Source organism: Roseateles sp. GW821-FHT09H11 (genome assembly GCF_059415845.1).
In genome coordinates this window covers 204,574-224,449 of record NZ_JBWKOA010000006.1, presented here as the reverse complement: position 1 = coordinate 224,449, position 19,876 = coordinate 204,574, and the positions used below count along the sequence as shown (strand labels likewise).

Sequence of the window (19,876 nt, the reverse complement as noted above, 5' to 3'; positions counted from 1 at the left end):
GGGCGCTCGAGCCCCTGGGGTCAGTCCTTGCCCCCCAGCCACCGCGCCACGTTCTGCACATACTGCTGCGTCGACCGCAGCGCCTCCGGATGGCGCTGCATCCCGTCCCCCGGCTGCTCGCTGACGAAGGACGGCGAGCCCTTGCTGACGTCCCAGTTGAAGTCGCAGAAGTGATGGAAGGTCGATTGCGCCAGCACCGGTCCGCCTTCCGCCGAACGTTCGCTCACCACGGCCAGGTTGAAGCGATTCCCGCTCACGCGGCTGGTGCCCTGCAGGATCGCGCGGGCGCCGCCGTCGTCCCCCGGCGAGCACACCGCGCCCTCATGCGGATGGGCGGGGAGATAACGCAGCAGGCCGGTCTCGGACAGCGGGTCGCGCAGCACCGGATGCGCGGGCTCCACCACCCGGACCTCCTGGTAGTCGCCGTTGGCCCCGGAGTGATAGTTCGGCCACAGGATCGAGGACGTGAAGGTGTCGTCGACGCAGCGCCGTTGCTCGTCCGGCTCCTCGTTGCGGGAGTGGAAGTGGTGCGCCCGCCCCAGCCAGCCGTCGAGCCCGCAGAGCGACGACCCCAGGTCCATGTGATCGCGCGTCAGCATCAGGCCGCCGCCGCGCTCGTGGAAGCGCCGGATGCCGTCGCAGTCCTCGGGCGTGAGGCCGTTGCCCACGTCGACCGCGAACAGCCACATCTGATCGAAGGACGAGGTGTCCAGGCTGCGCAGCACGGCGTCCGGCCCGGGGCCGGGGTCGCGGTCCCGCGCGGTGACCTCGTACAGCGGGCGGCCGTCGCCATCGCGACGCGACGCCAGAAACTCCTTGAGCAGACTGAACCGCGCGATGGACCAATCGTCCGGATCCGCGGCGATCGTGGTTTGAAGAAGGACTCGCATGAAAGCTCCAGGACTGGGGGGATATCGCTGGATGCTAGACGGGCAAGGCCCGCCTCGACAGGCGCGTCCCGATCACCGGCCTGTTGAATGGCGGACACGAATGTCCGTGGCCGCCGTCGCGGAGCCGCCCGGGCTGTCCGGCATGAAGCGGCGGCGGCGCCATCGGCTCACCGGCCGCTCGATCAGGTAGTGGCACACGATCGCCATGGCCAGGGCGAAGGGCAGGGCGACGGCCAGGAGGACCCAGGGCCCGTGGCCGCGACCGAATGCGCTGATCGCCGCGAAATGCCACAGGAAGAGACCATAGGACAGGCGGCCGAGCCACGCCATCAACGGCTGTGCGAGCCACGATCCAGTCGGGTGCGCGGCGGCGTGGCTGACGAGCACGAAGGCGGCGATCTCCGCCACCGTGACGCGCACCGTGGCGCCGGCGGTGAGCCACTGGAAGGGCAAGGAGGGCAACGCGAGATTGACGACCATCGCCACCCAGGCCGCGAGGACGACCCACCGCGGCATCGCGGTCGGTCGCAGCGCGGCGATCACGCCCAGCACGATGCCGGTCACGCGCGTGTCGAAGCGGAAGTAGGCCTGTCCCCATCCCCACTGCACGGCCACCGCGTATCGCCACGCCGTCACCACGAGGAAGGCGCCGAGCAGCCAGTGCATCGGCCGCCGCGCGCGCAGCAGCATCGGCAGCAGCACGGGCCACAGCAGGTAGAACTTCTCCTCGATGCCCAGCGACCAGGTGACGCCCAGCGTCGGCGGCAGGACGTTGAAGGCGATGGCGTAGTCCATCACGTAGGTCAGCGCCAGGATCGCCATCGTCCAACGCGGCTCCTGCGGGAACAGCAGCGGCGCGAGCGCGAGGTAGGCCACGACCAGGACCAGCAGCGGCGGATACAGGCGCAGCAGCCGGCGCGCGTAGAACCGGCCGACCGCGATGCCGCCCTGGCGGACCTCGGCCGCGAGCAGCGCGGTGATCAGGTACCCCGAGAGGACGAAGAACAGGTCGACGCCGATGTGGCCGCCGCCGAAGCCCGGCACCAGGCAGTGGAAGGCGATCACGACCAGGATGGACAGCGCCCGCAGGCCGTCCAGCGCGGGGTTGTAGGGCAGGCTGGGCGAGCTCATGGCGGGGAAATCATAGGGCGAGGCCCTCCTCGGTGAACAGCGCGGCGCGCACGCCGCGGTCCAGGTACATGCGCCGGGCGAAGGCGGTCAGGTTGCGCAGGCCGTCCAGCCCGACGTCGGCGCCCACCGCCCAGCGGAACATCACGAACAGGTAGGGGTCGGCGATCGAGCGCGTCCCGGTCAGCCAGTCGCGGCCGGCCAGTTGCCGGTCCAGCCGCTCCAGGCAGGCCCGCACCTGGCGCTGTGCGGGGCTGATGCGCAGCGCGGCGTGCGGGTCGCCCTCGTCGAGTGCCTTGAGCGCGAAGACCGACTTGAACGCCCCGTGCACGTCCGAGTTCATGAAGGCCAGCCAACGCATCGTCTCGGCCCGCGCGCGCGGCGTGTCGCCCAGCAGCCCGGCCTCGGGAAAACACTCGGCCAGGTAGTGCAGCACCGCGACGTTCTCGGTCAGCAGCAGGTCGCCGTCGCGCAGCAACGGCACGTTGGCGCCGGGGTTCAGCGCCAGGTACTCCGGCGCGCGCAGCGCGCGCGGCGTCATGGCCACGGCGGCATACGGCGCCCCCGTCCATTCGAGCGCGATGTGATCTGCCAGCGAGCACGCGCCGGGCAGGTAGTAGAGCTGCATCATCGATCGGTCCTCTCCTCGACCCGGGAACGGGGGCGAATGCTAGAAGCCACGCCCTTCTCCGGCTAGGCGACGCCCGCGCAACACCTTGTTGCCCGGAGGTCACGAATGCGCGGCCGGGATCGTGTCCGGGCAGCGCAGGTCCCGCTCGCGGATGCGCGCGGTCATGAAGTCGATGAACACCCGCATCCGGGAGGGCAGGTGCTGCCGGCTCAGGAAGCAGATGTAGTGGCCCTGGTCGACCGGCGCATGCTGCGGCAGGCAGGCCACCAGGGAGCCGTCGCGCAGCGCGTCGCAGGCCATGAAGTCCGGCATCTGCGCCAGGCCCTGGCCGTCCAGCACGGCCTGGCACACCAGGTCCGCATCGTTGTAGGTCAGGCGCGCCTTGGGCAGCACGCGCCGGGTCTGGCCGTCGACCTGGAACTCCCAGTCGACGATGCGCCCCGACGGCACCCGCACGTTGATGCAGGGATGGCGGTCGAGCTCCTCGACGCTCGCCGGCAGGCCGTGCACCTGCGCGTATTCGCGCGAGGCGCACACCCGCATCTGCATCGGCACGATCTGCTTGGCGATGATCTGCGCGTCCTCCATGCGGCCGTGGCGGAAGGCCACGTCCACGCCGTCGGCGATGAAGTCCGTGGGCCGCTCGCTGAGCAGCAGCTCGATGGCGACGTCGGGATAGGTGTCCTGGAAGGCGTTCAGCAGCGGGGCCACCACGCGGCGGCCGAACCCCACCGAGGCACCGATGCGCAGATGCCCCCGCGGCGGCCCCTCGCGCAGATCGCGCATCTCCTCGACCGCCTGCATGATCCGATCCACGCCGGCATGGCAGTTGGCGTAGAAGAGATCGCCCTCGCGCGTCAGCGAGGTGCTGCGCGTGGTGCGCGTGAACAGCCGGACATCGAGCTGGTCCTCCAGCCGCTGCACGCTGCGGCTGACCGCGGAGCGGCCGATGCCCAGCCGCTCCGCCGCGCGGGCGAAGCTGCCTTCGGCGACCACGGCGATGAACGCCATCACGCCGGCGTAGGTCGTGGCGAAGCTCGACGCGAGGGGATCAGGGTGGCCGGACGGGATCATGGCGGGGACCGGTGAAGTCATGGACGAACTCTGGTCGAAGCTGCGCGCGAGGGCGAGTTAAAGCGCGTTAAAGCTGAGGCCGGAGCCGGGCCGCCGCCTTTACCGCCGTGCGCGGTTCCGCACATACTCGGCCGCCCAACAACAAGGTCCGTCCGCCATGCAAGCACCGCCCGCGGCGCCGATCGACGCGCCGGCCGCCGACTACCGCTGGTTCTTCGGCGCCTTCGTGCTCTGGGAGATGCAACGTCGTCTCGAGCGCACCGACCCGGCAGGCGCCGGGGCGGATGGCGCACAGGCCGTGCGCATCGGTCCGCGGTCCTTCGAGTTGCTGCTGCACCTGGTGCGCCGCGCCGGCGAGTACATCGCCAAGGAGGAACTGCTGGCCACCGTCTGGTCCGGCGTGGTGGTGGAGGAGGCCAGCGTCCGCGTGCACATGTCCATGCTGCGCAAGGCGCTGGGCGAGCCGGGCGAGCTCGACGGCTGCCATGAATGGATCTCCACGGTGCCGCAGCGCGGCTACCGCTTCAACGGCCGGGTGCGGCGCGAGGCGGTCGAGGGCGACGCCGCGCCGGCCCCGGTCCGCCTGCGCGCCGCGTCGCGCACCTTTGCCGCGCCGCCGACGCTGCTGACCGAGCTGATCGGCCGCGACGCCGACGTGGACACGGTGCTCGGCTCGCTCGACGGCCACCGGCTCGTGACGCTGGTCGGGGCCGGCGGCATCGGCAAGACCAGCGTCGCGACCCGCGCCTCGGAATGCCTCCAGCAGCGCCAGGGCGTGCCGGTGGCCTTCGTCGACCTGGCGCCGCTGATCTCGCAGGACCACGTGCTCAGCACGATGGCGCGCGCGCTGGGCGCCGCGCCGGACATGCCCGACACCATCCAGGCGATCACGCAGACCATCGCCGGTCGCGACGTGCTGCTGGTGATCGACAACTGCGAGCACGTGATCGAGACCTTGGCCGCGCCGGTCCTGCGGCTGCTGGGCGCTTTGCCGGGTCTGCGCATCCTCGCCACCAGCCGCGAGGCGCTGCGCGTGCCCGGGGAACTGGTGCTGCGGCTGGCGCCGCTGGCGGTGCCGGCGGAGGACGCGCCGTCGCTCACCGAAGCCTTGCGCGCGCCCGCGGTGCAGCTGCTGGTGGGCCGCGCGCGCGCGGCCGGCGCGGGACCGTTCCAGGACGCGCAAGGGCCGCTGCTGGCGCGGGTCGCGCGGCAGCTCGACGGCATCCCGCTGGCGATCGAGCTGGTGGCCGCGCGCCTGGCGGTGCAGTCGGTGAGCGAGCTCGCGCTGCGCCTGGACGACCACATCCGGCTCTTCTCCATCGGCAACCGCAGCGCGCTGCCGCGTCATCGCACGCTGGCGGCGGCGCTGGACTGGAGCATCGCGCTGCTCAGCGAGCCCGAGCTGACGATGTTCCGGCGGCTGTCGGTCTTCCGCGGGCGCTTCGACGTCGAGTCGGCGCTGGGCGTCGCGCTGGACGCCGATCCGGAGGAGGCCTTCGAGACCCTGATCGCGCTGGCGGCCAAGTCCCTGGTGTTCTTCGACAGCCAGGATGCGTTCGCGCCGTACCGGCTGCTGGACACCACGCGCAGCTACGCGTCGGCGCTGTTGGCGCAGAGCGACGAACGGGCCGCGCTGCTGCACCGCCACGCGACGGTGATGGTGGAAGTGATGAAGACGGCGACCGCGGACCTGCAGACGCTCAGCGAGCAGGCCTGGGACGATCGCCACGCCTGGCGGCTCAACGACGTGCGCTCGGCGCTGGAGCATTGCCTGGTGCAGGAGACCGACGCCAAGTCCGCGAATGCGCTGGTCATCGCGTCCGCGCCGCTGTGGTTCCACCTGTCGCTGGTGGCCGAGTACCAGCACTGGGTGCAGGCCGCGCTGCGGCTGGTCGACGAGCAGGCCGAGCCCGACGTCGAGACGGCGACCTCGCTCTACACGGTGCTGATCACCGCGCTGCTGCACACCGGCGGCAGCGTCGAGGAGCTGAACGACGCCTGCGACCGCGCGCTCGCGGGCGCGCTGGCGATCGGCTCGTCGGCGCTGGAGCTGCGGGCGCGGTGGGGACGCTGCACGCATGACATGTTCCGCGGCGAGTACAGCGCGGCCCTGCGTCACGCCCACACGCTGGCGTCGACGGCGACGGCCTGGGCCGACCCGGCGGCGCTGATCCTGTCGCACCGGGTCTGCGCGATGGCCCACCATTTCTGCGGCCGCTTCGACGAGTCGCGCCGTCACAGCGAGGCCGCGCTCGCCGCGGCGACGCCGCGTCGCACCAACGCCAACCTCGTCGGGCCGGACTCGGTCGTCGCCACGAAGGCGCTGTTCTGCCGCACCGCGTGGATCCAGGGGGACGCCGCCGACGCGTTGGTCCTCGCCACCGAGGCGGTCGACCGGGCGCAGGCGATGGGACATTCGGTATCGATGTGCTCGGCGCTCTACGGCGCCTGCGTGGTCGCGCTGTGGGCTGGGGAACATGAGCTCGCCGCGCGCTGGATCCGCCTGATGACCGAGGAGGCCCGCCGCCGCGGACTGACCGGCTGGCTGCGCTACGCGGAGTGGTTCTGGCAGGGCTTGCGGCTGGCCGAGGAGCCGGATCGCGCGGCCTACATCGAGTCGGTCCGCGCCGAGCTGCCGGGCTACGACGCGCCGCGACGCGAGATGCTGGTGACCTTCTGCGCGGAGTGGTTCGACGACGCGCTGGTCGAGCGGCTCGCGCTCGGCGAGGGACTCTGGTGCGCACCGGAGATCTGGCGCGCCGCGGGCTGGCGCGACGAGCGGGCGGGCCGGCTGGAAGACGCCGAGCGGCACTACCGCCGTGCCGTCGACGTGGCGCGGGAGCAGGGCACGCGCGGATGGGAACGCCGCGCGGCGGGCAGCCTCGCGGCGCTGTGGGCGTCGCAGGGCAAGGCCGCGCAGGCGCAGGAGCTGCTCGACGCCGCGGGCCGCGGCCCGTCCAACGAATCACCACCATCACGATGACGACGATGAACCGAGGGAGGACGATCTTGATGACGATCCGCATGAAGACAAAGCTGGCGACCGCCGCCGTGATGGCATCGGGACTGCTCGCGACGCCGGCGCTGTGGGCGCAGGCGGCGACGCCCGCGCCGGCATCCGCGCCGGCGCTCGATCCGGACACCGGCTTGCCGGCCGCGCCGGCCTTCGAGTTCCCCGCCGCGCCTGCGGTGGATCCCTTCTGGGCCGAGCGCCGCACCGGCTACCTCACCACCGCCGACGGCGAGCGCCTGCGCTACAGCGTGCTGCTGCCCAAGCGCGCCGGCGCCGAGCGCGTGCCGGTGATCCTTTTCATCAACGGCTACGACGCCGGCTCGATCGGCGGCATGCCCTACCGGCGCGGCCAGACGGCGCAGCGGCTGGCGCTGGACCGCAGGCTGCTCGAGGCCGGCTACGCCGTGATGGGCCTGAACCCCGCCGGCACCGGCTGCTCGACCGGCACGCTCGAATACATCCGCCCGCAACTGGGCCGGCACGGCGCGGAGGCGGTCGAGTTCGCGGCGGCGCAGGACTGGTCCAACGGCCGCGTGGGGATGATGGGGTTCTCGTACAGCGGCTCGTCGCAGCTGGCGACGGCGCAGTTCCAGCCGCCGCACCTGCGCGCGATCGTGCCCGGCGCGCCGCTGGTCGACTACCGCGAGGCGCTCAACCCCGGCGGCGTGCCGCAGCCCGGCTTCATCACCGGCTTCCGCGTCGTCTTCCGCGCGTGGTGGCAGACCGTCGTGCTGCGCACCGCGCAGGAAGAGGGCGATGCCGCCTGCGTCCGGCAGGTGGCCCGCAACTTCGAGAACGAGGAGCCGCATTCGATCATGCAGTTCTTCACCGCGCATCCGCTGCGCGACGAGTACATGAACGGCTTCGACCTGTCGCGCGGCATGGACTGGATCCGCGTGCCGGTGCTGTCGACGGAAGCCTTCCAGGACCAGGCGCTCACGCCGCGCGGCAGCCACTACCAGGCGCGGCTGGACCCGAAGCTGCTGTGGCACGTGCAGTCCAACGGCGCACATGATTTCTACGATGCGCCGGCGTTCCAGGCGACGGCGCTGCGCTTCATCGACCGCTTCGTGAAGGGCGTCGACAACGGCTTCGAGCGCGACACGCCGCGGCTGTCGCTGTGGATGGAGACGACCGGGGGCGCGGCCAAGGACCAGCAGAGCGGCGCATGGGCGCGGGCGGGCTGGACGATCAACCGCGAGGCGATCCGCGAGTCCGACCTGCGGGTCCGCGACTTCCACCTCGCCGAGGGCGGCGTGCTGGCGGACCAGACCGGCGGCGGCGCTGCCGACGGCTTCGACGCGCCGGGCACGGGCGTCGCGGTGAACGACATCCTCGGCAACGCGTTCTGGGGGCCGCTGCCGACGGACTGGAAGTCGACGAGCCTGGCCTACACCTCCGCGCCGCTGGGCGAGGACCTGCTGGTCTACGGTCCCGGCAGCGCGGACCTCTGGGTCGCGGCCACCGGCGGCGACGCGGACCTGCAGGTCACCGTCACCGAGCTGCGGCCCGACGGCCAGGAGACCTACGTGCAACGCGGATGGCTGCGACTGTCCAACCGGACGCTGGATCCGGCGCGCTCGACCCGGCTGCTGCCGTGGCACGGCGAGCGGCCCCAGGACATCGCCCCGCTGCTGCCCAACCGGCCGGTGCTCGCGCGCGTCGAGGTGCAGAAGATGGGCCACTTCTTCCGCAAGGGATCGCGGCTGCGGCTGTGGATCGACACGCCGGCGCAGTCCGGCGGCATGGTCTTCGATCCGTTCTCGCTGCGCCAACGCCTCCACGTGCTGCACAACGCGCGCCACGACTCGGTCCTGCGGCTGGGCGTGCTCGACGGCGTGCGCGGCCCCGCGGAACGCCCGGCCTGCGGCACGCTGCTGATGCAGCCGTGCCGGCCGGATCCGCTGGCCGGCGCCCCGCACTGACGAGTGCGGCACCTGCCTGCGTCCCCGTGCCCACGGGGACTGACGCGATGGTGTGCGGACCATGCGGCGCGTGCCGATCCGCCCGCATTGGTGCCTCGCCGGCAACACGGTGAGAACCGCGGCATGGCTTCCGCCGCCGCCGCGCGATTCCTAGCATGGGGACATCCATTCCAAGGAGAAGCCCATGTTCCGAATCCGCTCCCCTCGCGGCATGCTGCGCCGCTCGGTGCTGTCCGTGCTCGCCGTCGCGTTCTGCGCGACGCTGTCCACCGGCCTGATCGTCAACGACGCCCACGCCGCGCCGCCCGAACCCAAGGTCTCGGCGCTGATGAACAAGCCGCTCGGCAACCTGCCCGGCCAGGAAGGCCTGATGCTGGTGGTCGAGTACCCGCCCGGCGGCGCCGACCCGGTCCACCGCCATGACGCGCACGGCTTCATCTACGTGCTCGAAGGCTCGATCGTGATGGGCGTGAAAGGCGGCAAGGAAGTGACGCTGCGTCCCGGCGAGACCTTTTACGAAGGCCCCGCCGACATCCACACCGTCGGCCGCAACGCCAGCACGACCAAGCCGGCGAAGTTCGTCGTCTTCCTGGTCAAGAAGCAGGGCGTCGATGCCGTGCTGCCCGCGCACTGATGCCGCACCCGGCACGCCATGACGGGCCCGCGACGGGCAGGAGACCACGATGAAGCTGTACTACATGACCGGCGCCGGCTCGCTGGCGAGCCACATCGCGCTGGAGTGGGCGGGCGGCGGCTACGAGGCCGTGCGCATGACGCGGTCGCGGCTGCGCTCGCCGGAGTTCCTCGTGCTGAGCCCGATGGGCACCGTGCCGGTGCTGCTGGATGAGGATTTGTGCCTGACGGAAAGCGTGGCGATCCTGGCGCACATCGCCGATGTCCACCCGGCCGCCGGCCTGTGGGGCGGGGCCGGCGCGAGCGGCCGCGCGAGGACGCTGCAGTGGCTGGCCTTCCTCAACTCGGAAGTGCACAAGGCCTTCGCGCCGATCTTCTATCCGGAGCGCTTCCGCTTCGGTGTCGCGAACGCCGACGCGAACGTCGATGACATCGCCGCCGTCGCGCGCGATCGCGTGCGCACGCTGCTCGGGCGCATCGAGTCCCAGCTGGCGGGCCTGTCCTGGCTGACCGGCGAGCGCTCGATCGCCGACGCCTACCTGTTCGTGATGCTGCGTTGGGCGCTGACGACCAAGATCGGCCTGGCGGAGTTCCCGGACCTGGCCGCCTTCCTGCGCCGGCTGCATGAGGACCGGGGCGTGCGCGCCGCGCTGGCGGTCGAGGAACGATTGACCGGCACGCCCGCGCCGGGCCGGGCCGACGTGAGTCTGCCGGCGCCGGGCAGGGGCTCGCTGCTGGCGGAGATCGTCGGCGTCGTCGAGTACCGCGAAGGCGAGGGCGTGCCGCAGGAGGTCCGCCGCGGCGCGGTGGAGGTCGTCGTCGGCGAGGCCGACGTCGTGATCTCCTGGAGCGACGAGCAGTACCGCGGTCAGGCGGCGATGCCGCTCGCGCTGTTCACCCGCTACCTCGGCGACGGCGCGATCCGCGTCTGATCGTTCGCGGACCCGCGGCGCGGGTCCGCCCCGCGCATTTCTGGTCTCTTCCTTGTCTCTGTCTCGTTCCTTCCTTCTTCTCTCCCTTCCACTCTTTCGGAGCACGGCCATGGCCCACGGAATCGCCCGCATCGGGCAGGATCGTTATCGCACCCACATCGAGCTCGGCGCGCACACGCTCGTCGCGGACGAGCCCGAGGTGCTCGGCGGCGCGTACGCCGGTCCCGCGCCCTACGACCTGCTGCTGGCCAGCCTCGGCGCCTGCACGGCGATCACGCTGCGCATGTACGCCGACCGCAAGACCTGGCCCCTCGAGTCGCTCGAGGTCGATCTGCAATGGCGGCAGGAGGAGGACGGCCCCCGCGTCGTGCGCACGCTGCGCATCGCGGGCCTGGACGAGGCGCAGCGCGAGCGCCTCGCCGAGATCGCCGAACGCACGCCGGTCACGCTGACGCTGCTGGGCGGCGTCTCGATCGACACCTACCTCGGCTGAGGCGCGAGCGACATGCCGACCCGCGGCTTCAGTTTCGTGAACGCGCATGGCCAGCGTCTGGCCGGCAAGGTGGAGATGCCGGAGCGCGTCGTGCGCGGCTGGGCGCTGCTGGCGCACTGCTTCAGCTGCGGCAAGGACAGCCGCACGGCGGTCGCGCTGGCGCGTGGCCTGGCCGCGCAGGGCATCGGGGTGCTGCGCTTCGATTTCTCGGGCGTCGGCGGCAGCGATGGGCGCTTCGACGACACGAGCTTCACGCTCAACGTGGAGGACCTGGTCGCCGCCGGCGAGGCGATGGCCGAGGCGGGCATGCCGGCGGCGCTGCTGATCGGGCACAGCCTCGGTGGTACGGCGGTGCTGACGGCTGCGTCGCGGATGCCGTCGGTGCGCGCGGTGGCGACGATCGGCGCGCCGTTCGACGCGTCGCATCTGCTCGGGCATGCGACCGCGCAGGACCTGCGGGCGATCGACGAGCACGGTGCGATCGAGCTGCTGCTCGGCGGTTTTCCGGTGCGCATCGGCAAGGCCTTCGTCGAAGACCTGCGTCTGCACGATGCCGGCCGGCGGCTGGCCGAGCTGAAGGTGCCGCTGATGATCCTGCACAGCCCGATGGACCAGGTCGTCGACATCGAGAACGCGAGTCGCATCTTCCTGGCCGCCCACCATTCGAAGAGCTTCGTCTCGCTGGACAAGGCGGACCATCTGATGCGCGACCACGCCGATGCCGTGCACGCGAGCGCCTGCGTCGCGGCCTGGGCGATCCGCTACCTCCACGATCCGCAGCCGATGGCAGTACCGTCGCCCGACGCCGAGGCAGAGGAAACCGGACTCGGCAAGTTCCAGCTGGCACTGCAGTCGGGCGGCTCGCGGTGGCTGGCGGATGAGCCGGAGTCGGTCGGTGGCCTCGGGTCGGGACCGTCGCCCTACAACCTGCTGTCATCGGCGCTCGCCGCCTGCACGACGATGACGATCCGCCACTTCGCCGAGCTCAAGGGCTGGCAGATCGGACGCATCCGCACGGGCGTGAGCCATCGCAAGCGAAAGGACGGCACGCCGGCCGATGAGTTCTCCCGGCGCATCACGATCGAGGGCGAGCTCGATGACGAGCAGCGCGCACGGTTGGTGGAGGTCGCGCAGCGGTGCCCGGTTCACCGCACGCTGGAAGCAGGCGCAGTGTTCAGTGAGCCGACGATCGACAGCTGAGGAATGCCTTGCCTGCGAAGTCCGGGGCGTTGGCCGCAGATGCATGGGGCCTTGCCGGCAAGCGGCAAAACCCCAAGCATCTCCGTCCCCAACCAGTCGCTGACTGCCACCAGGCAGTGCCGGACTGCCACCAGGCAGCGGCGGACTGTCATAGGCCGTCGCGGACTGCGACGAGTTACTGCCAGCCGAAACGCTCTTCCACCTCGAAGAGCACATCCTCCGGCTTCGGTGCCGGCGTGGGATCGCCTTCGATATGCGCGTAACGGATCACGCCATCCGGGCCGACCACATAGGTCGCCGGCACAGGCAGCACCCACAGGCCATTGCCGTTGAGCACAGGCACGTCGATGCCGTTGGCCGCGTACAGGTCCACCGCGTCGGGCGACAAGGTGAACGAGATGCCGAAACCATTCGCGGCAGCCAGCTCCGGATCGCTCAGCACGGCGAAGTCCACGCCGTTGTCGACCACGGTGCGGTCCGTCAACTCCGGCGATTGCGGCGAGACCGCAATCAGCGTCGTGTTCAGCGCGCGCAGCTCGTCGCCGTACTCGCGCCAGTGGCGCAGCAGCAGGCTGCAGGCGCGGCACCAGCCGCCCCGGATGAAGAGCACGATCGCCGGGCCATTGCGCCAGGCGTCCGGCAACGCGACCGTCCCGCCGCGCGCGTCAAGCAGCGCGCCATACGGCGCCGCGTCACCGGCGCGCAGCGCGCGGACGCCGATGCCGGTCGAGCGCAGCAACTCGGCCGCCGCATCGGGCGCCGCATACGGACTGCCGAAGGTGGCCTGAGGCGCCGTGGCTGCGGGCGCCGGGATGGAAGAGGAAGAGGAAGAGGAAGAGGAAGAGGAGGAGGGGATGGAAGTGATCGTCGAAGTGGAGGAAGGAGCGGGGGGCGAAATCGGGGAGTTCATGGCGATGCCTCGTTGGTGCTGCGGAAGCCGATGCGCAGGTGGCTGTCGTCGCAGAAGGGTTTGTTGCGGCTGGCGCCGCAGCGGCACAGCGTGGCCGAGGTGCAGCGTTCGACGGTGCGGCCGGTGCCGCTGATGATCTCGAGCGCGCCGCGGACCTCCAGCGGGCCGTCGATCTGCGGGGAGATCTCCAGTGGACCGTCCCGCACCGCCAGCGCGGCCGTGTTGCCGCTGATCGGCTCACCGGTGGCTTCGAAGCCGATGCGGCGGTGCGAGTTGTCGCAGAAGGGCTTGCGCCGGGAGTGGCCGCAGCGGCACAGCGTGGCGCGGTAGCCGACCGCCGTCCCGATCGGGGCGACGGGCGTGGTCTCGTCGCGGTCGAGGACGATGCGCGCGCGCACGGCGTAGGGGCCGTTCTCACGCACCGACAGCAGGTTGACCGGCGGCGCCTGTTCGGGCGCCCCGCCGTCGAGGCGGCGATAGCTCAAGGCCCCGGACGGACAGTTGCGGATGACGGCGATCAGGTCCTGCAGGGGTGTCATCGCGGGCCGGATCCACGGTCCGTCGACGTCGGCGAGGAAGGTCGCCGGCGCGCCGGTGACGCACTGCCGCGCATGGATGCAGCGGTTGCCGTCGAAGCGCACTTCGAGCCAGGCGCTGCAGGCGCGCTCGACCGGATGCGGCCCGGAGGGCGCCGCGGTCTCCGGCGCCGTCACGGGGAGCGCCGGCGCGGCGGGCTGGGCGGGCAGGGGCGTGTCCATGGCGGCGCTCCCGTCAGAGCACGGACTTCAGCGACTGCTCGCCTTCCTCGGCCGCCAGCGCGCGTTGCACCGCCGGGTCCTCGTGCATGCGGGCGCGGAACGCGCGCAGGTTGCCGAGGTCGGAGAGGTCGATGCCCTTGGACAGGGCCCAGCGGATCAGCACGAAGAGGTAGGGATCGGCGACCGAGCGCTCGCCCGTGAGCCAGTCGCGATCCTCGAGCTGCGCGTCCAGGCGTTCCAGGTAGTGCCGCACGTGGACGCGTGCCATCTCTGCGAGCGGCGCGGCGGCGTCGGCGTCCTCCAGGAAGCGCCCGGGCTGGAAGATGGGTTTGAAGGCCTTGTGCACGTCGGAGTTCAAGAAGGCCAGCCAGCGCATCACCTCGGCCCGGCCGCGCGCGCTGCCGTCGCCCAGCAGGCCGGACTCGGGATGCAGGTCGCCGAGATAGCCGAGGATGGCGACGTTCTCGGTCAGCGAGAAGTCGTCGTGCGTCAGCAGCGGCACGGTGCCGCCGGGATTGATGGCCAGGTAGTCCGGCGTCTTGATGCTGGCCAGGCTCATGCGCACGGTCTCGTACGGACGCGCGATCCACTCGAGCACGATGTGACCGGCGAGCGAGCAGGCGCCGGGAAAGTAGTACAGCTTCATGGGGCACTCCGTTGGGGGTGCCTCCCGCCCGCGCATTCGTCGTGTGGCTGACCGGCATTTGCGGGGACGCCGCGCCAGCGTGGGTTGGTCCCGTGCACGAACGGATGGAAAGTGCACGCCCGTTACAGCCGCCTCGACGAACTGACACCCGTCATCTTCGTCGCGACGGGCAGGAGGCATTGATCGGTGGGGATCCGCCGCGGCGCGATGGCCTCGGCGGATCCGTCGGCGCGCGGTCTCGGGGACCGCGCGCCCGGGGGGCTCGAACGTTCAGGCGTTCAAGCGTTCAAGCGGTCAGGCGCTCAGGTCGTCTGCGTGGCGAGCCAGTCGCGGAAGGTGACCTTGCCCAGGCGCGGCGTCCTGCCGGCCGTGGGGACCAGCGTCGCGTCGTCCAGCGCGGCGCCGAAGTACAGCGCGGCGGGATCGCCCTTGACGTGGCGCGGATCCTTCTTGGTGTCGAGGTAGAGCGCGATGAGCTCGTGCAGCCGGAAGGCCTCCGGACCGGCGATCTCCTGCGTGCCGTTGAGCGGCTGGCCGACGGTGGCGTCGAACATCGCGCCGGCGACGTCGTCCGAGGAGATCGGCTGGATCTTCGCGGTCGGCAGCGTGACCTCGTCGCCGACGGTCGACGACTGCGCGATGCCGCCGGCGAACTCGAAGAACTGCGTCGAGTGCACGATCGTGTAAGGGATCTTCGCGGCCTTGATCAGGTCTTCCTGGACCTGCTTGCCGCGGAAGTAGCCGCTGGCCTGCAGGCGCTCGGTGCCGACGACCGACAGCGCGATGTGGTGTTTGACGCCGGCCTTGGCTTCGGCGGCCAGCAGGTTGCGGCCGGAGGTGGTGAAGAAGGTCATCACGGCCTCGTCCGCGAACGACGGCGAGTTGGCGACGTCGACCACGACGCTCGCGCCGGCCAGCGCGGCATCGAGGCCCTCGCCGGTGATCGTGTTCACGCCGGTGTTGGGCGAGCCCACGACGACCTCATGGCCCGCGGCCTTCAGGCGCGCGACGAGCTTCGAACCGATCAGGCCGGTTCCGCCGATGACGACAACTTTCATTTCAGACTCCTGCTGGTGGGAAAAAGGGCGGGGCTTGCGGCGGCTTCCGCGACGGCGCCCGCGGGAAAAGGGGTGTGAACCCCTTTGAATCAAACTAGTCAGGCCAAGCCCGCCTTGTCCAGGCCGAGCGCCGCGTCGGACGCGCCCGGCACCGCCTTGAAGGCGATGTTCAGACGGCTCCAGGCGTTGCTGGACATGACCAGGAAGGTCAGGTCGACGATCTCCTGCTCGTTGAGCTGCGTGCGCACGCGCTCGTAGATCTCGTCGGAGACGCCCTGCTCGGGGATGCGCGTGAGCACCTCGGCCCAGGCCAGCGAGGCGCGCTCGCGCGGCACGAACAGCGTGGACTCGCGCCACGAGGCCAGGTGGTGCAGGCGCAGTTCGCGCTCGCCGGCGATGCGGGCCTGCTTGACGTGCATGTCCAGGCAGAAGGCGCAGCCGTTGAGCTGGGAGATGCGCACGGTGACCAGGTTGCGGATCGTCTCGTCGATCGCGCCGGCCTTCACGGCGTTGTTGAACTCGATGTACTTCTTGAAGAGCTCGGGCGACTGCTGCATGAAGTTGATGCGCTGGGTCATGATGGGTCCTGGTGACGGCCGATGAGGTCGACGGGGTCGATGGCTCGATGAGGCCGATGGAATCGGGGATCCGGGCGATCGCGGGCGATCGGTCCGGTGTGCGTCGCGGTGCGGTGACCGACGGAACGGATGCTAGGGATCGCGTCGCCGCGCCGGTAGCCGGCCAGGCATCAACGCACTGTTGCCTGCGATTCACGAATGCGTCCGATCGCTCCGCCGCGCGAGGGCAGCGCTGCGGCGATGTGGTCGATGAACACGCGCACGCGGGTCGGCATGTGCGTGCGGCGCGGATAACAGAGCTCGTAGCCGGCGTCCTCGACGGCGTGGTCCTCCAGGCAGCGCACCAGGGAGCCGTCGGCGAGCCGGTCGCGCACCAGATGGCCGGGCAGCTGCCCGATGCCCAGGCTCTCGCCGACGGCGCGCGCGAGCAGTTCGTCGTCGTTGACGATGTGGCGGGGGGTCACGCGCTGCCGCAGCAGCCGGCCCTGGACGCTGAATTCCCATTCCTGCAGCCGGCCGTTGGGTAGACGGCGCCCGACGCAGCGGTGCCGCCGCAGGTCCTCGGGCGTCAACGGCACGCCGTGCCAGTGGAAGTAGGACGGCGTGGCGCAGACGGTCAGGTCCAGCGGCATCAGGCGTCGCGCGACCACGTGGCCGTCGGCCAGCGGGCCGCGCTGGAAGCGCACGTCGATGCGGTCATCGATGAAGTTGACCGGCATGTCGTCGAGGACCACGTCCAGTCCGATGCCCGGATACGCCGACTGGAAGGCCGGCAGCAACGGGGCGATCACGCGACGGCCGAAATCGACCTCCGCGCCGATGCGCAAGGTGCCCTGCGGCGGGCCGTCGCGCAGCTCGCGCAGCAGCTCGAAGGCCTGGCCGATCTGCTCGATCCCGGGTCGGCATTGGTCATGCAGCAGCTCGCCCTCCGATGTCAGGGACAGGCTGCGCGTCGTGCGCCGCAGCAGCCGCACGCCGAGATGCTCCTCCAGCCGCTTCACGCTGCGGCTGACCGCGGATCGGTCGACGCCGAGGCGGGAAGCCGCCTTCGCGAAGCTGCCCTCGACGACGACGGCCATGAAGGCGACGACGTTCGCGTAGCTGGTCGAGAAGGAAGCGGACAGCGGATCGTGGGCGGGCGGGTCATCCATGGCGGTGGGGCGGCGCGAGGTGGAGAGCGCCACTACCGACAAGACGACGCAGGGCGCCCGGTTGTGACATCCACGCTCGGACGTCGCATTGGTTCCGGCGGAGCAACGCTGTGGGGACGCGCGGCGGGCTACCGCGCGGGGAGGGGGATTCCTAGCATCCGTCTGCGTCTCGCCGATGGTGGCGGGACCGGTTGTCCCTCTCCACCAAGGAAGCACCCATGTCCGAACGCATCAACTACATGAAGCAGTCGCCCGAGCTGTTCAAGAAACTGGTCGAGCTCGCGCAGGCCGCCCACGCCGGTTCGATGGAACCGGCGATCAACGAGCTGATCGCGCTGCGCGCCTCGCAGATCAACGGCTGCGGCTTCTGCGTCGACATGCACGTCAAGCAGGCCCATCTGCTCGGCGAACGCGAGCTGCGCCTGCACCACGTCGCGACCTGGCGCGAGTCGGCACTGTTCTCGCCGCGCGAGCGCGCCAGCCTGGCCTGGACCGAGTTCCTCACCCGACTGCCCGACGGCGGCGTGCCCGACGACGTCTATGAACGCGTGCGGACCCAGCTCAGCGAGCAGGAGATCGTCGACCTGACCTATCTCGTGATGCTGATCAACGCCTGGAATCGCGCCAATGTTGCCTTCCACATGCCTCCGGGTGCCTGGGACAAGACCTTCGGTCTGGACAAGGCCAAGCTCAAGTAAGCGCACCGGCCCGGCGAGCCTCGCCGGACCCCGCCCACGCAGGAGCCTCCGATGCTGGCCTGGCCCTTCTTCCTCCACACGCCCGCGGACTTCGCGCCAGGCGCGGCCGCGGCAGTGAGCGAGCGCGCGCGCTGCTTCGTCGAGGCGGCCTTCCGCCGCATCGAGGCGCAACGGCTCGACGACCTCGTCCAGAGCTATCGCCGCAGCGGCGGGCTGATCGAGGCCAACGCGCTCGCGCTGCACCTGCGCGAGCGCTGCGACCAGCCGATCTCCCGTCTCGCGCGCTGGATCGTCGGTCGCGACATCGTCGTCGTGGCCGGCCACGGCGCGCTGCTGGTGCCGCTGTTCCAGTTCGACGCCGACACGGGCGAGGTGCTCGTCGTCGTCCGCCAGGTCCTCGACGAACTCAACGGCGCCTTCGACGATCGGGAGGTCGCCGACTGGTTCGTGCAACCCAATTGCTGGATAGACGACCACTGGCCGCTCGATCTGCTGCGGAGCGATCCGGCCGCCGTGGTCGAGGCGGCGCGCGCCGACCGGTTCATCGCCCGAGGTTGAGTCCGAAGCCAAGGCCCAAGCCAAGGCCGAAGCCAGGGCCGAAGCCGAGGCTGAGGTCAGCGCGACACGAAGCCCCGCCTCGGCGGGGCTTCCTTCATTTCCCGATCCGCTCCAGCGCGTCGGCGACGCCGGCGCCGTAGTCCGGATCCACCGTCGTGCAGTTGACGACGTGACGCTGCCGCACCGCCTCGCTCGCGCCGGCGATCGAGCGCGCGGTGTTGTCGAAGAGGCGCTGACGCTCCTCCGCCGACATCAGCTGGAACAGCGCCCGCGGCTGCGACCAGTAGTCCTCGTCCGCGCGGTGGTCCCAATGCCAGGCCTCGCCGTGCAGCGCCAGCGGCGGATCGGACTGCAGCGGGCTGTCTTCCCACTCGCCCATGCTGTTGGGCACATAGCCCGGGATGCGGCCCTTGTTGCCGTCCACGCGCATGCCACCGTCGCGGTGGTAGGTGTGGAACGGGCAGCGCGGCGCGTTGACCGGGATCTGGTGGGCGTTGACGCCCAGGCGGTATCGCTGCGCATCGCCGTAGCTGAACAGCCGCGCCTGCAGCATCTTGTCCGGCGACACGCCGATGCCCGGCACCAGGTTGGCCGGCGAGAACGCTGCCTGCTCCACCTCGGCGAAGTAGTTCTCCGGGTTGCGGTTGAGTTCCAGCACGCCGACCTCGATCAGCGGGTAGTCGGCATGGGGCCACACCTTGGTCAGGTCGAACGGGTGGAAGGGGCTCTGCGCCGCCTGCTGCTCCGTCATGACCTGGATGAACATCGTCCAGCGCGGGAAGTCGCCGCGCTCGATCGCGTCGAAGAGGTCGCGCTGCGCGCTCTCCCGATCGTTGGCGATGATCTCGGCCGCCTGCGCGTCGGTCAGGTTGCGGATGCCCTGCTGCGTCTTGAGCGTGAACTTGACCCAGACCCGTTCGTCCTGCGCGTTGATCAGGCTGAAGGTGTGGCTGCCGAAGCCGTGCATGTGGCGATGGCCGTCGGGCAGGCCACGGTCGCTCATCACGATCGTGACTTGGTGCATCGCCTCGGGCAGCAGCGTCCAGAAGTCCCAGTTGTTCTGCGCGCTGCGCAGGTTGGTGCGCGGATCGCGCTTGACCGCATGGTTCAGGTCCGGGAAGCGCAACGGGTCGCGCATGAAGAAGACCGGCGTGTTGTTGCCGACCAGGTCCCAGTTGCCTTCCTCGGTGTAGAACTTCATCGCGAAGCCGCGGATGTCGCGCTCGGCATCGGCCGCGCCGCGCTCGCCGGCAACCGTCGAGAAGCGCAGGAAGACCTCGGTCCGCTTGCCGATCTCGGAGAACAGCCGGGCCTTCGTGAAGCGCCGGATGTCGTGCGTGACGGTGAAGTGGCCGTAGGCGCCCGAGCCCTTGGCGTGCATGCGGCGCTCGGGGATGACCTCGCGGTCGAAGTGGGCCAGCTTTTCGATCAGCCAGAGGTCCTGCAGGAGCGCGGGGCCGCGCGGACCGGCCGTGGCGATGTTGAGGTTGTCGGCGACCGGCGCGCCGTTGGCGTGGGTGAGTTTCTTCATGTGGGGCTGCTTGAGAGCCCGTGGCGGAAGCGCTCATGGCCGCCTCCGTCGCGGGGCAGGGGTGGAAAC

19 protein-coding genes are annotated in these 19,876 nt (G+C 70.7%); 8 read left to right on the top strand and 11 right to left on the bottom strand.

Going from position 1 to position 19,876, the window contains the following annotated elements; all coding sequences use genetic code 11:
- Positions 1-20: 20 nt before the first annotated feature.
- The 4 genes from AC07PR_RS20495 to AC07PR_RS20480 form a co-directional block, all read right to left on the bottom strand.
- Positions 21-890 carry a hypothetical protein gene (locus tag AC07PR_RS20495; RefSeq protein WP_495136400.1) on the bottom strand — a complete coding sequence of 290 codons (870 nt, stop codon included), beginning with the start codon at positions 888-890 and terminating at the stop codon, positions 21-23.
- Positions 891-962: 72 nt separating this feature from the next.
- Positions 963-2,021, bottom strand: a complete 1,059-nt coding sequence (locus AC07PR_RS20490; protein WP_483105626.1) for an acyltransferase family protein — start codon at positions 2,019-2,021, stop codon at positions 963-965.
- A gap of 10 nt (positions 2,022-2,031) precedes the next feature.
- Positions 2,032-2,649: a glutathione S-transferase family protein gene (locus tag AC07PR_RS20485; protein WP_377156375.1), complete on the bottom strand. Its 618-nt coding sequence runs from the start codon at positions 2,647-2,649 to the stop codon at positions 2,032-2,034.
- A gap of 99 nt (positions 2,650-2,748) precedes the next feature.
- Positions 2,749-3,744, bottom strand: a complete 996-nt coding sequence (locus AC07PR_RS20480) for a LysR family transcriptional regulator (protein WP_495136399.1) — start codon at positions 3,742-3,744, stop codon at positions 2,749-2,751.
- A gap of 136 nt (positions 3,745-3,880) precedes the next feature.
- Between AC07PR_RS20480 and AC07PR_RS20475 the strand changes: the two genes are divergently transcribed.
- From AC07PR_RS20475 to AC07PR_RS20450, 6 genes are all read left to right on the top strand, one after another.
- On the top strand, positions 3,881-6,706 hold the full coding sequence (locus tag AC07PR_RS20475; RefSeq protein ID WP_495136398.1) for an ATP-binding protein: 2,826 nt from the start codon (positions 3,881-3,883) through the stop codon (positions 6,704-6,706).
- A gap of 41 nt (positions 6,707-6,747) precedes the next feature.
- Positions 6,748-8,661 (top strand): CocE/NonD family hydrolase, encoded by a 1,914-nt coding sequence (locus AC07PR_RS20470; RefSeq protein ID WP_495136397.1) that lies wholly within the window; start codon positions 6,748-6,750, stop codon positions 8,659-8,661.
- Between the two features lie 184 nt (positions 8,662-8,845).
- Positions 8,846-9,295: a cupin domain-containing protein gene (locus tag AC07PR_RS20465; protein WP_377156370.1), complete on the top strand. Its 450-nt coding sequence runs from the start codon at positions 8,846-8,848 to the stop codon at positions 9,293-9,295.
- Positions 9,296-9,344: 49 nt separating this feature from the next.
- Positions 9,345-10,226, top strand: a complete 882-nt coding sequence (locus AC07PR_RS20460; RefSeq protein ID WP_495136396.1) for a glutathione S-transferase family protein — start codon at positions 9,345-9,347, stop codon at positions 10,224-10,226.
- A gap of 109 nt (positions 10,227-10,335) precedes the next feature.
- The gene (locus AC07PR_RS20455) at positions 10,336-10,719 is read left to right on the top strand and encodes an OsmC family protein (RefSeq protein ID WP_377156366.1); all 384 of its coding nucleotides are present in this window, start codon (positions 10,336-10,338) and stop codon (positions 10,717-10,719) included.
- A gap of 12 nt (positions 10,720-10,731) precedes the next feature.
- Entirely contained in the window at positions 10,732-11,919 is a 1,188-nt protein-coding gene (locus AC07PR_RS20450) for an alpha/beta fold hydrolase (RefSeq protein WP_495136395.1), read from the top strand.
- A 175-nt stretch (positions 11,920-12,094) separates the two neighbouring features.
- On the opposite strand, the gene AC07PR_RS20445 is transcribed toward AC07PR_RS20450, so the two are convergent.
- From AC07PR_RS20445 to AC07PR_RS20420, 6 genes are all read right to left on the bottom strand, one after another.
- On the bottom strand, positions 12,095-12,829 hold the full coding sequence (locus AC07PR_RS20445; RefSeq protein ID WP_495136394.1) for a peroxiredoxin-like family protein: 735 nt from the start codon (positions 12,827-12,829) through the stop codon (positions 12,095-12,097).
- Complete coding sequence (locus AC07PR_RS20440) at positions 12,826-13,587, bottom strand: CDGSH iron-sulfur domain-containing protein (RefSeq protein WP_495136393.1); 762 nt, start codon at positions 13,585-13,587, stop codon at positions 12,826-12,828. The genes AC07PR_RS20445 and AC07PR_RS20440 overlap by 4 nt, the downstream gene beginning before the upstream one ends.
- 13 nt (positions 13,588-13,600) lie before the next feature.
- Positions 13,601-14,233, bottom strand: a complete 633-nt coding sequence (locus AC07PR_RS20435; RefSeq protein ID WP_495136392.1) for a glutathione S-transferase family protein — start codon at positions 14,231-14,233, stop codon at positions 13,601-13,603.
- Positions 14,234-14,535: 302 nt separating this feature from the next.
- Positions 14,536-15,291, bottom strand: a complete 756-nt coding sequence (locus AC07PR_RS20430; RefSeq protein ID WP_495136391.1) for an SDR family oxidoreductase — start codon at positions 15,289-15,291, stop codon at positions 14,536-14,538.
- 98 nt (positions 15,292-15,389) lie between these two features.
- Positions 15,390-15,869 (bottom strand): carboxymuconolactone decarboxylase family protein, encoded by a 480-nt coding sequence (locus tag AC07PR_RS20425; RefSeq protein WP_377156354.1) that lies wholly within the window; start codon positions 15,867-15,869, stop codon positions 15,390-15,392.
- Positions 15,870-16,039: 170 nt separating this feature from the next.
- Entirely contained in the window at positions 16,040-17,020 is a 981-nt protein-coding gene (locus AC07PR_RS20420) for a LysR family transcriptional regulator (protein WP_495136390.1), read from the bottom strand.
- A gap of 218 nt (positions 17,021-17,238) precedes the next feature.
- Between AC07PR_RS20420 and AC07PR_RS20415 the strand changes: the two genes are divergently transcribed.
- Together AC07PR_RS20415 and AC07PR_RS20410 are read left to right on the top strand one after the other, a co-directional pair.
- Positions 17,239-17,718: a carboxymuconolactone decarboxylase family protein gene (locus tag AC07PR_RS20415; RefSeq protein WP_495136389.1), complete on the top strand. Its 480-nt coding sequence runs from the start codon at positions 17,239-17,241 to the stop codon at positions 17,716-17,718.
- 51 nt (positions 17,719-17,769) lie between these two features.
- A complete protein-coding gene (locus AC07PR_RS20410) occupies positions 17,770-18,276 on the top strand; it encodes a hypothetical protein (protein WP_377156351.1) in 507 nt (168 codons plus the stop codon).
- Positions 18,277-18,370: 94 nt separating this feature from the next.
- On the opposite strand, the gene AC07PR_RS20405 is transcribed toward AC07PR_RS20410, so the two are convergent.
- The gene (locus AC07PR_RS20405; RefSeq protein WP_495136388.1) at positions 18,371-19,807 is read right to left on the bottom strand and encodes a catalase; all 1,437 of its coding nucleotides are present in this window, start codon (positions 19,805-19,807) and stop codon (positions 18,371-18,373) included.
- Between the last annotated feature and the right edge of the window lie 69 nt (positions 19,808-19,876).

What these genes read in the sequence shown, in the direction of transcription:
- AC07PR_RS20495 (WP_495136400.1), bottom strand. Translation starts at nt 890, where the DNA reads ATGCGAGTCCTTCTTCAAACCACGATCGCCGCGGATCCGGACGATTGG.
- AC07PR_RS20490 (WP_483105626.1), bottom strand. Translation starts at nt 2,021, where the DNA reads ATGAGCTCGCCCAGCCTGCCCTACAACCCCGCGCTGGACGGCCTGCGG.
- AC07PR_RS20485 (WP_377156375.1), bottom strand. Translation starts at nt 2,649, where the DNA reads ATGATGCAGCTCTACTACCTGCCCGGCGCGTGCTCGCTGGCAGATCAC.
- AC07PR_RS20480 (WP_495136399.1), bottom strand. Translation starts at nt 3,744, where the DNA reads ATGACTTCACCGGTCCCCGCCATGATCCCGTCCGGCCACCCTGATCCC.
- AC07PR_RS20475 (WP_495136398.1), top strand. Translation starts at nt 3,881, where the DNA reads ATGCAAGCACCGCCCGCGGCGCCGATCGACGCGCCGGCCGCCGACTAC.
- AC07PR_RS20470 (WP_495136397.1), top strand. Translation starts at nt 6,748, where the DNA reads ATGAAGACAAAGCTGGCGACCGCCGCCGTGATGGCATCGGGACTGCTC.
- AC07PR_RS20465 (WP_377156370.1), top strand. Translation starts at nt 8,846, where the DNA reads ATGTTCCGAATCCGCTCCCCTCGCGGCATGCTGCGCCGCTCGGTGCTG.
- AC07PR_RS20460 (WP_495136396.1), top strand. Translation starts at nt 9,345, where the DNA reads ATGAAGCTGTACTACATGACCGGCGCCGGCTCGCTGGCGAGCCACATC.
- AC07PR_RS20455 (WP_377156366.1), top strand. Translation starts at nt 10,336, where the DNA reads ATGGCCCACGGAATCGCCCGCATCGGGCAGGATCGTTATCGCACCCAC.
- AC07PR_RS20450 (WP_495136395.1), top strand. Translation starts at nt 10,732, where the DNA reads ATGCCGACCCGCGGCTTCAGTTTCGTGAACGCGCATGGCCAGCGTCTG.
- AC07PR_RS20445 (WP_495136394.1), bottom strand. Translation starts at nt 12,829, where the DNA reads ATGAACTCCCCGATTTCGCCCCCCGCTCCTTCCTCCACTTCGACGATC.
- AC07PR_RS20440 (WP_495136393.1), bottom strand. Translation starts at nt 13,587, where the DNA reads ATGGACACGCCCCTGCCCGCCCAGCCCGCCGCGCCGGCGCTCCCCGTG.
- AC07PR_RS20435 (WP_495136392.1), bottom strand. Translation starts at nt 14,233, where the DNA reads ATGAAGCTGTACTACTTTCCCGGCGCCTGCTCGCTCGCCGGTCACATC.
- AC07PR_RS20430 (WP_495136391.1), bottom strand. Translation starts at nt 15,291, where the DNA reads ATGAAAGTTGTCGTCATCGGCGGAACCGGCCTGATCGGTTCGAAGCTC.
- AC07PR_RS20425 (WP_377156354.1), bottom strand. Translation starts at nt 15,869, where the DNA reads ATGACCCAGCGCATCAACTTCATGCAGCAGTCGCCCGAGCTCTTCAAG.
- AC07PR_RS20420 (WP_495136390.1), bottom strand. Translation starts at nt 17,020, where the DNA reads ATGGATGACCCGCCCGCCCACGATCCGCTGTCCGCTTCCTTCTCGACC.
- AC07PR_RS20415 (WP_495136389.1), top strand. Translation starts at nt 17,239, where the DNA reads ATGTCCGAACGCATCAACTACATGAAGCAGTCGCCCGAGCTGTTCAAG.
- AC07PR_RS20410 (WP_377156351.1), top strand. Translation starts at nt 17,770, where the DNA reads ATGCTGGCCTGGCCCTTCTTCCTCCACACGCCCGCGGACTTCGCGCCA.
- AC07PR_RS20405 (WP_495136388.1), bottom strand. Translation starts at nt 19,807, where the DNA reads ATGAAGAAACTCACCCACGCCAACGGCGCGCCGGTCGCCGACAACCTC.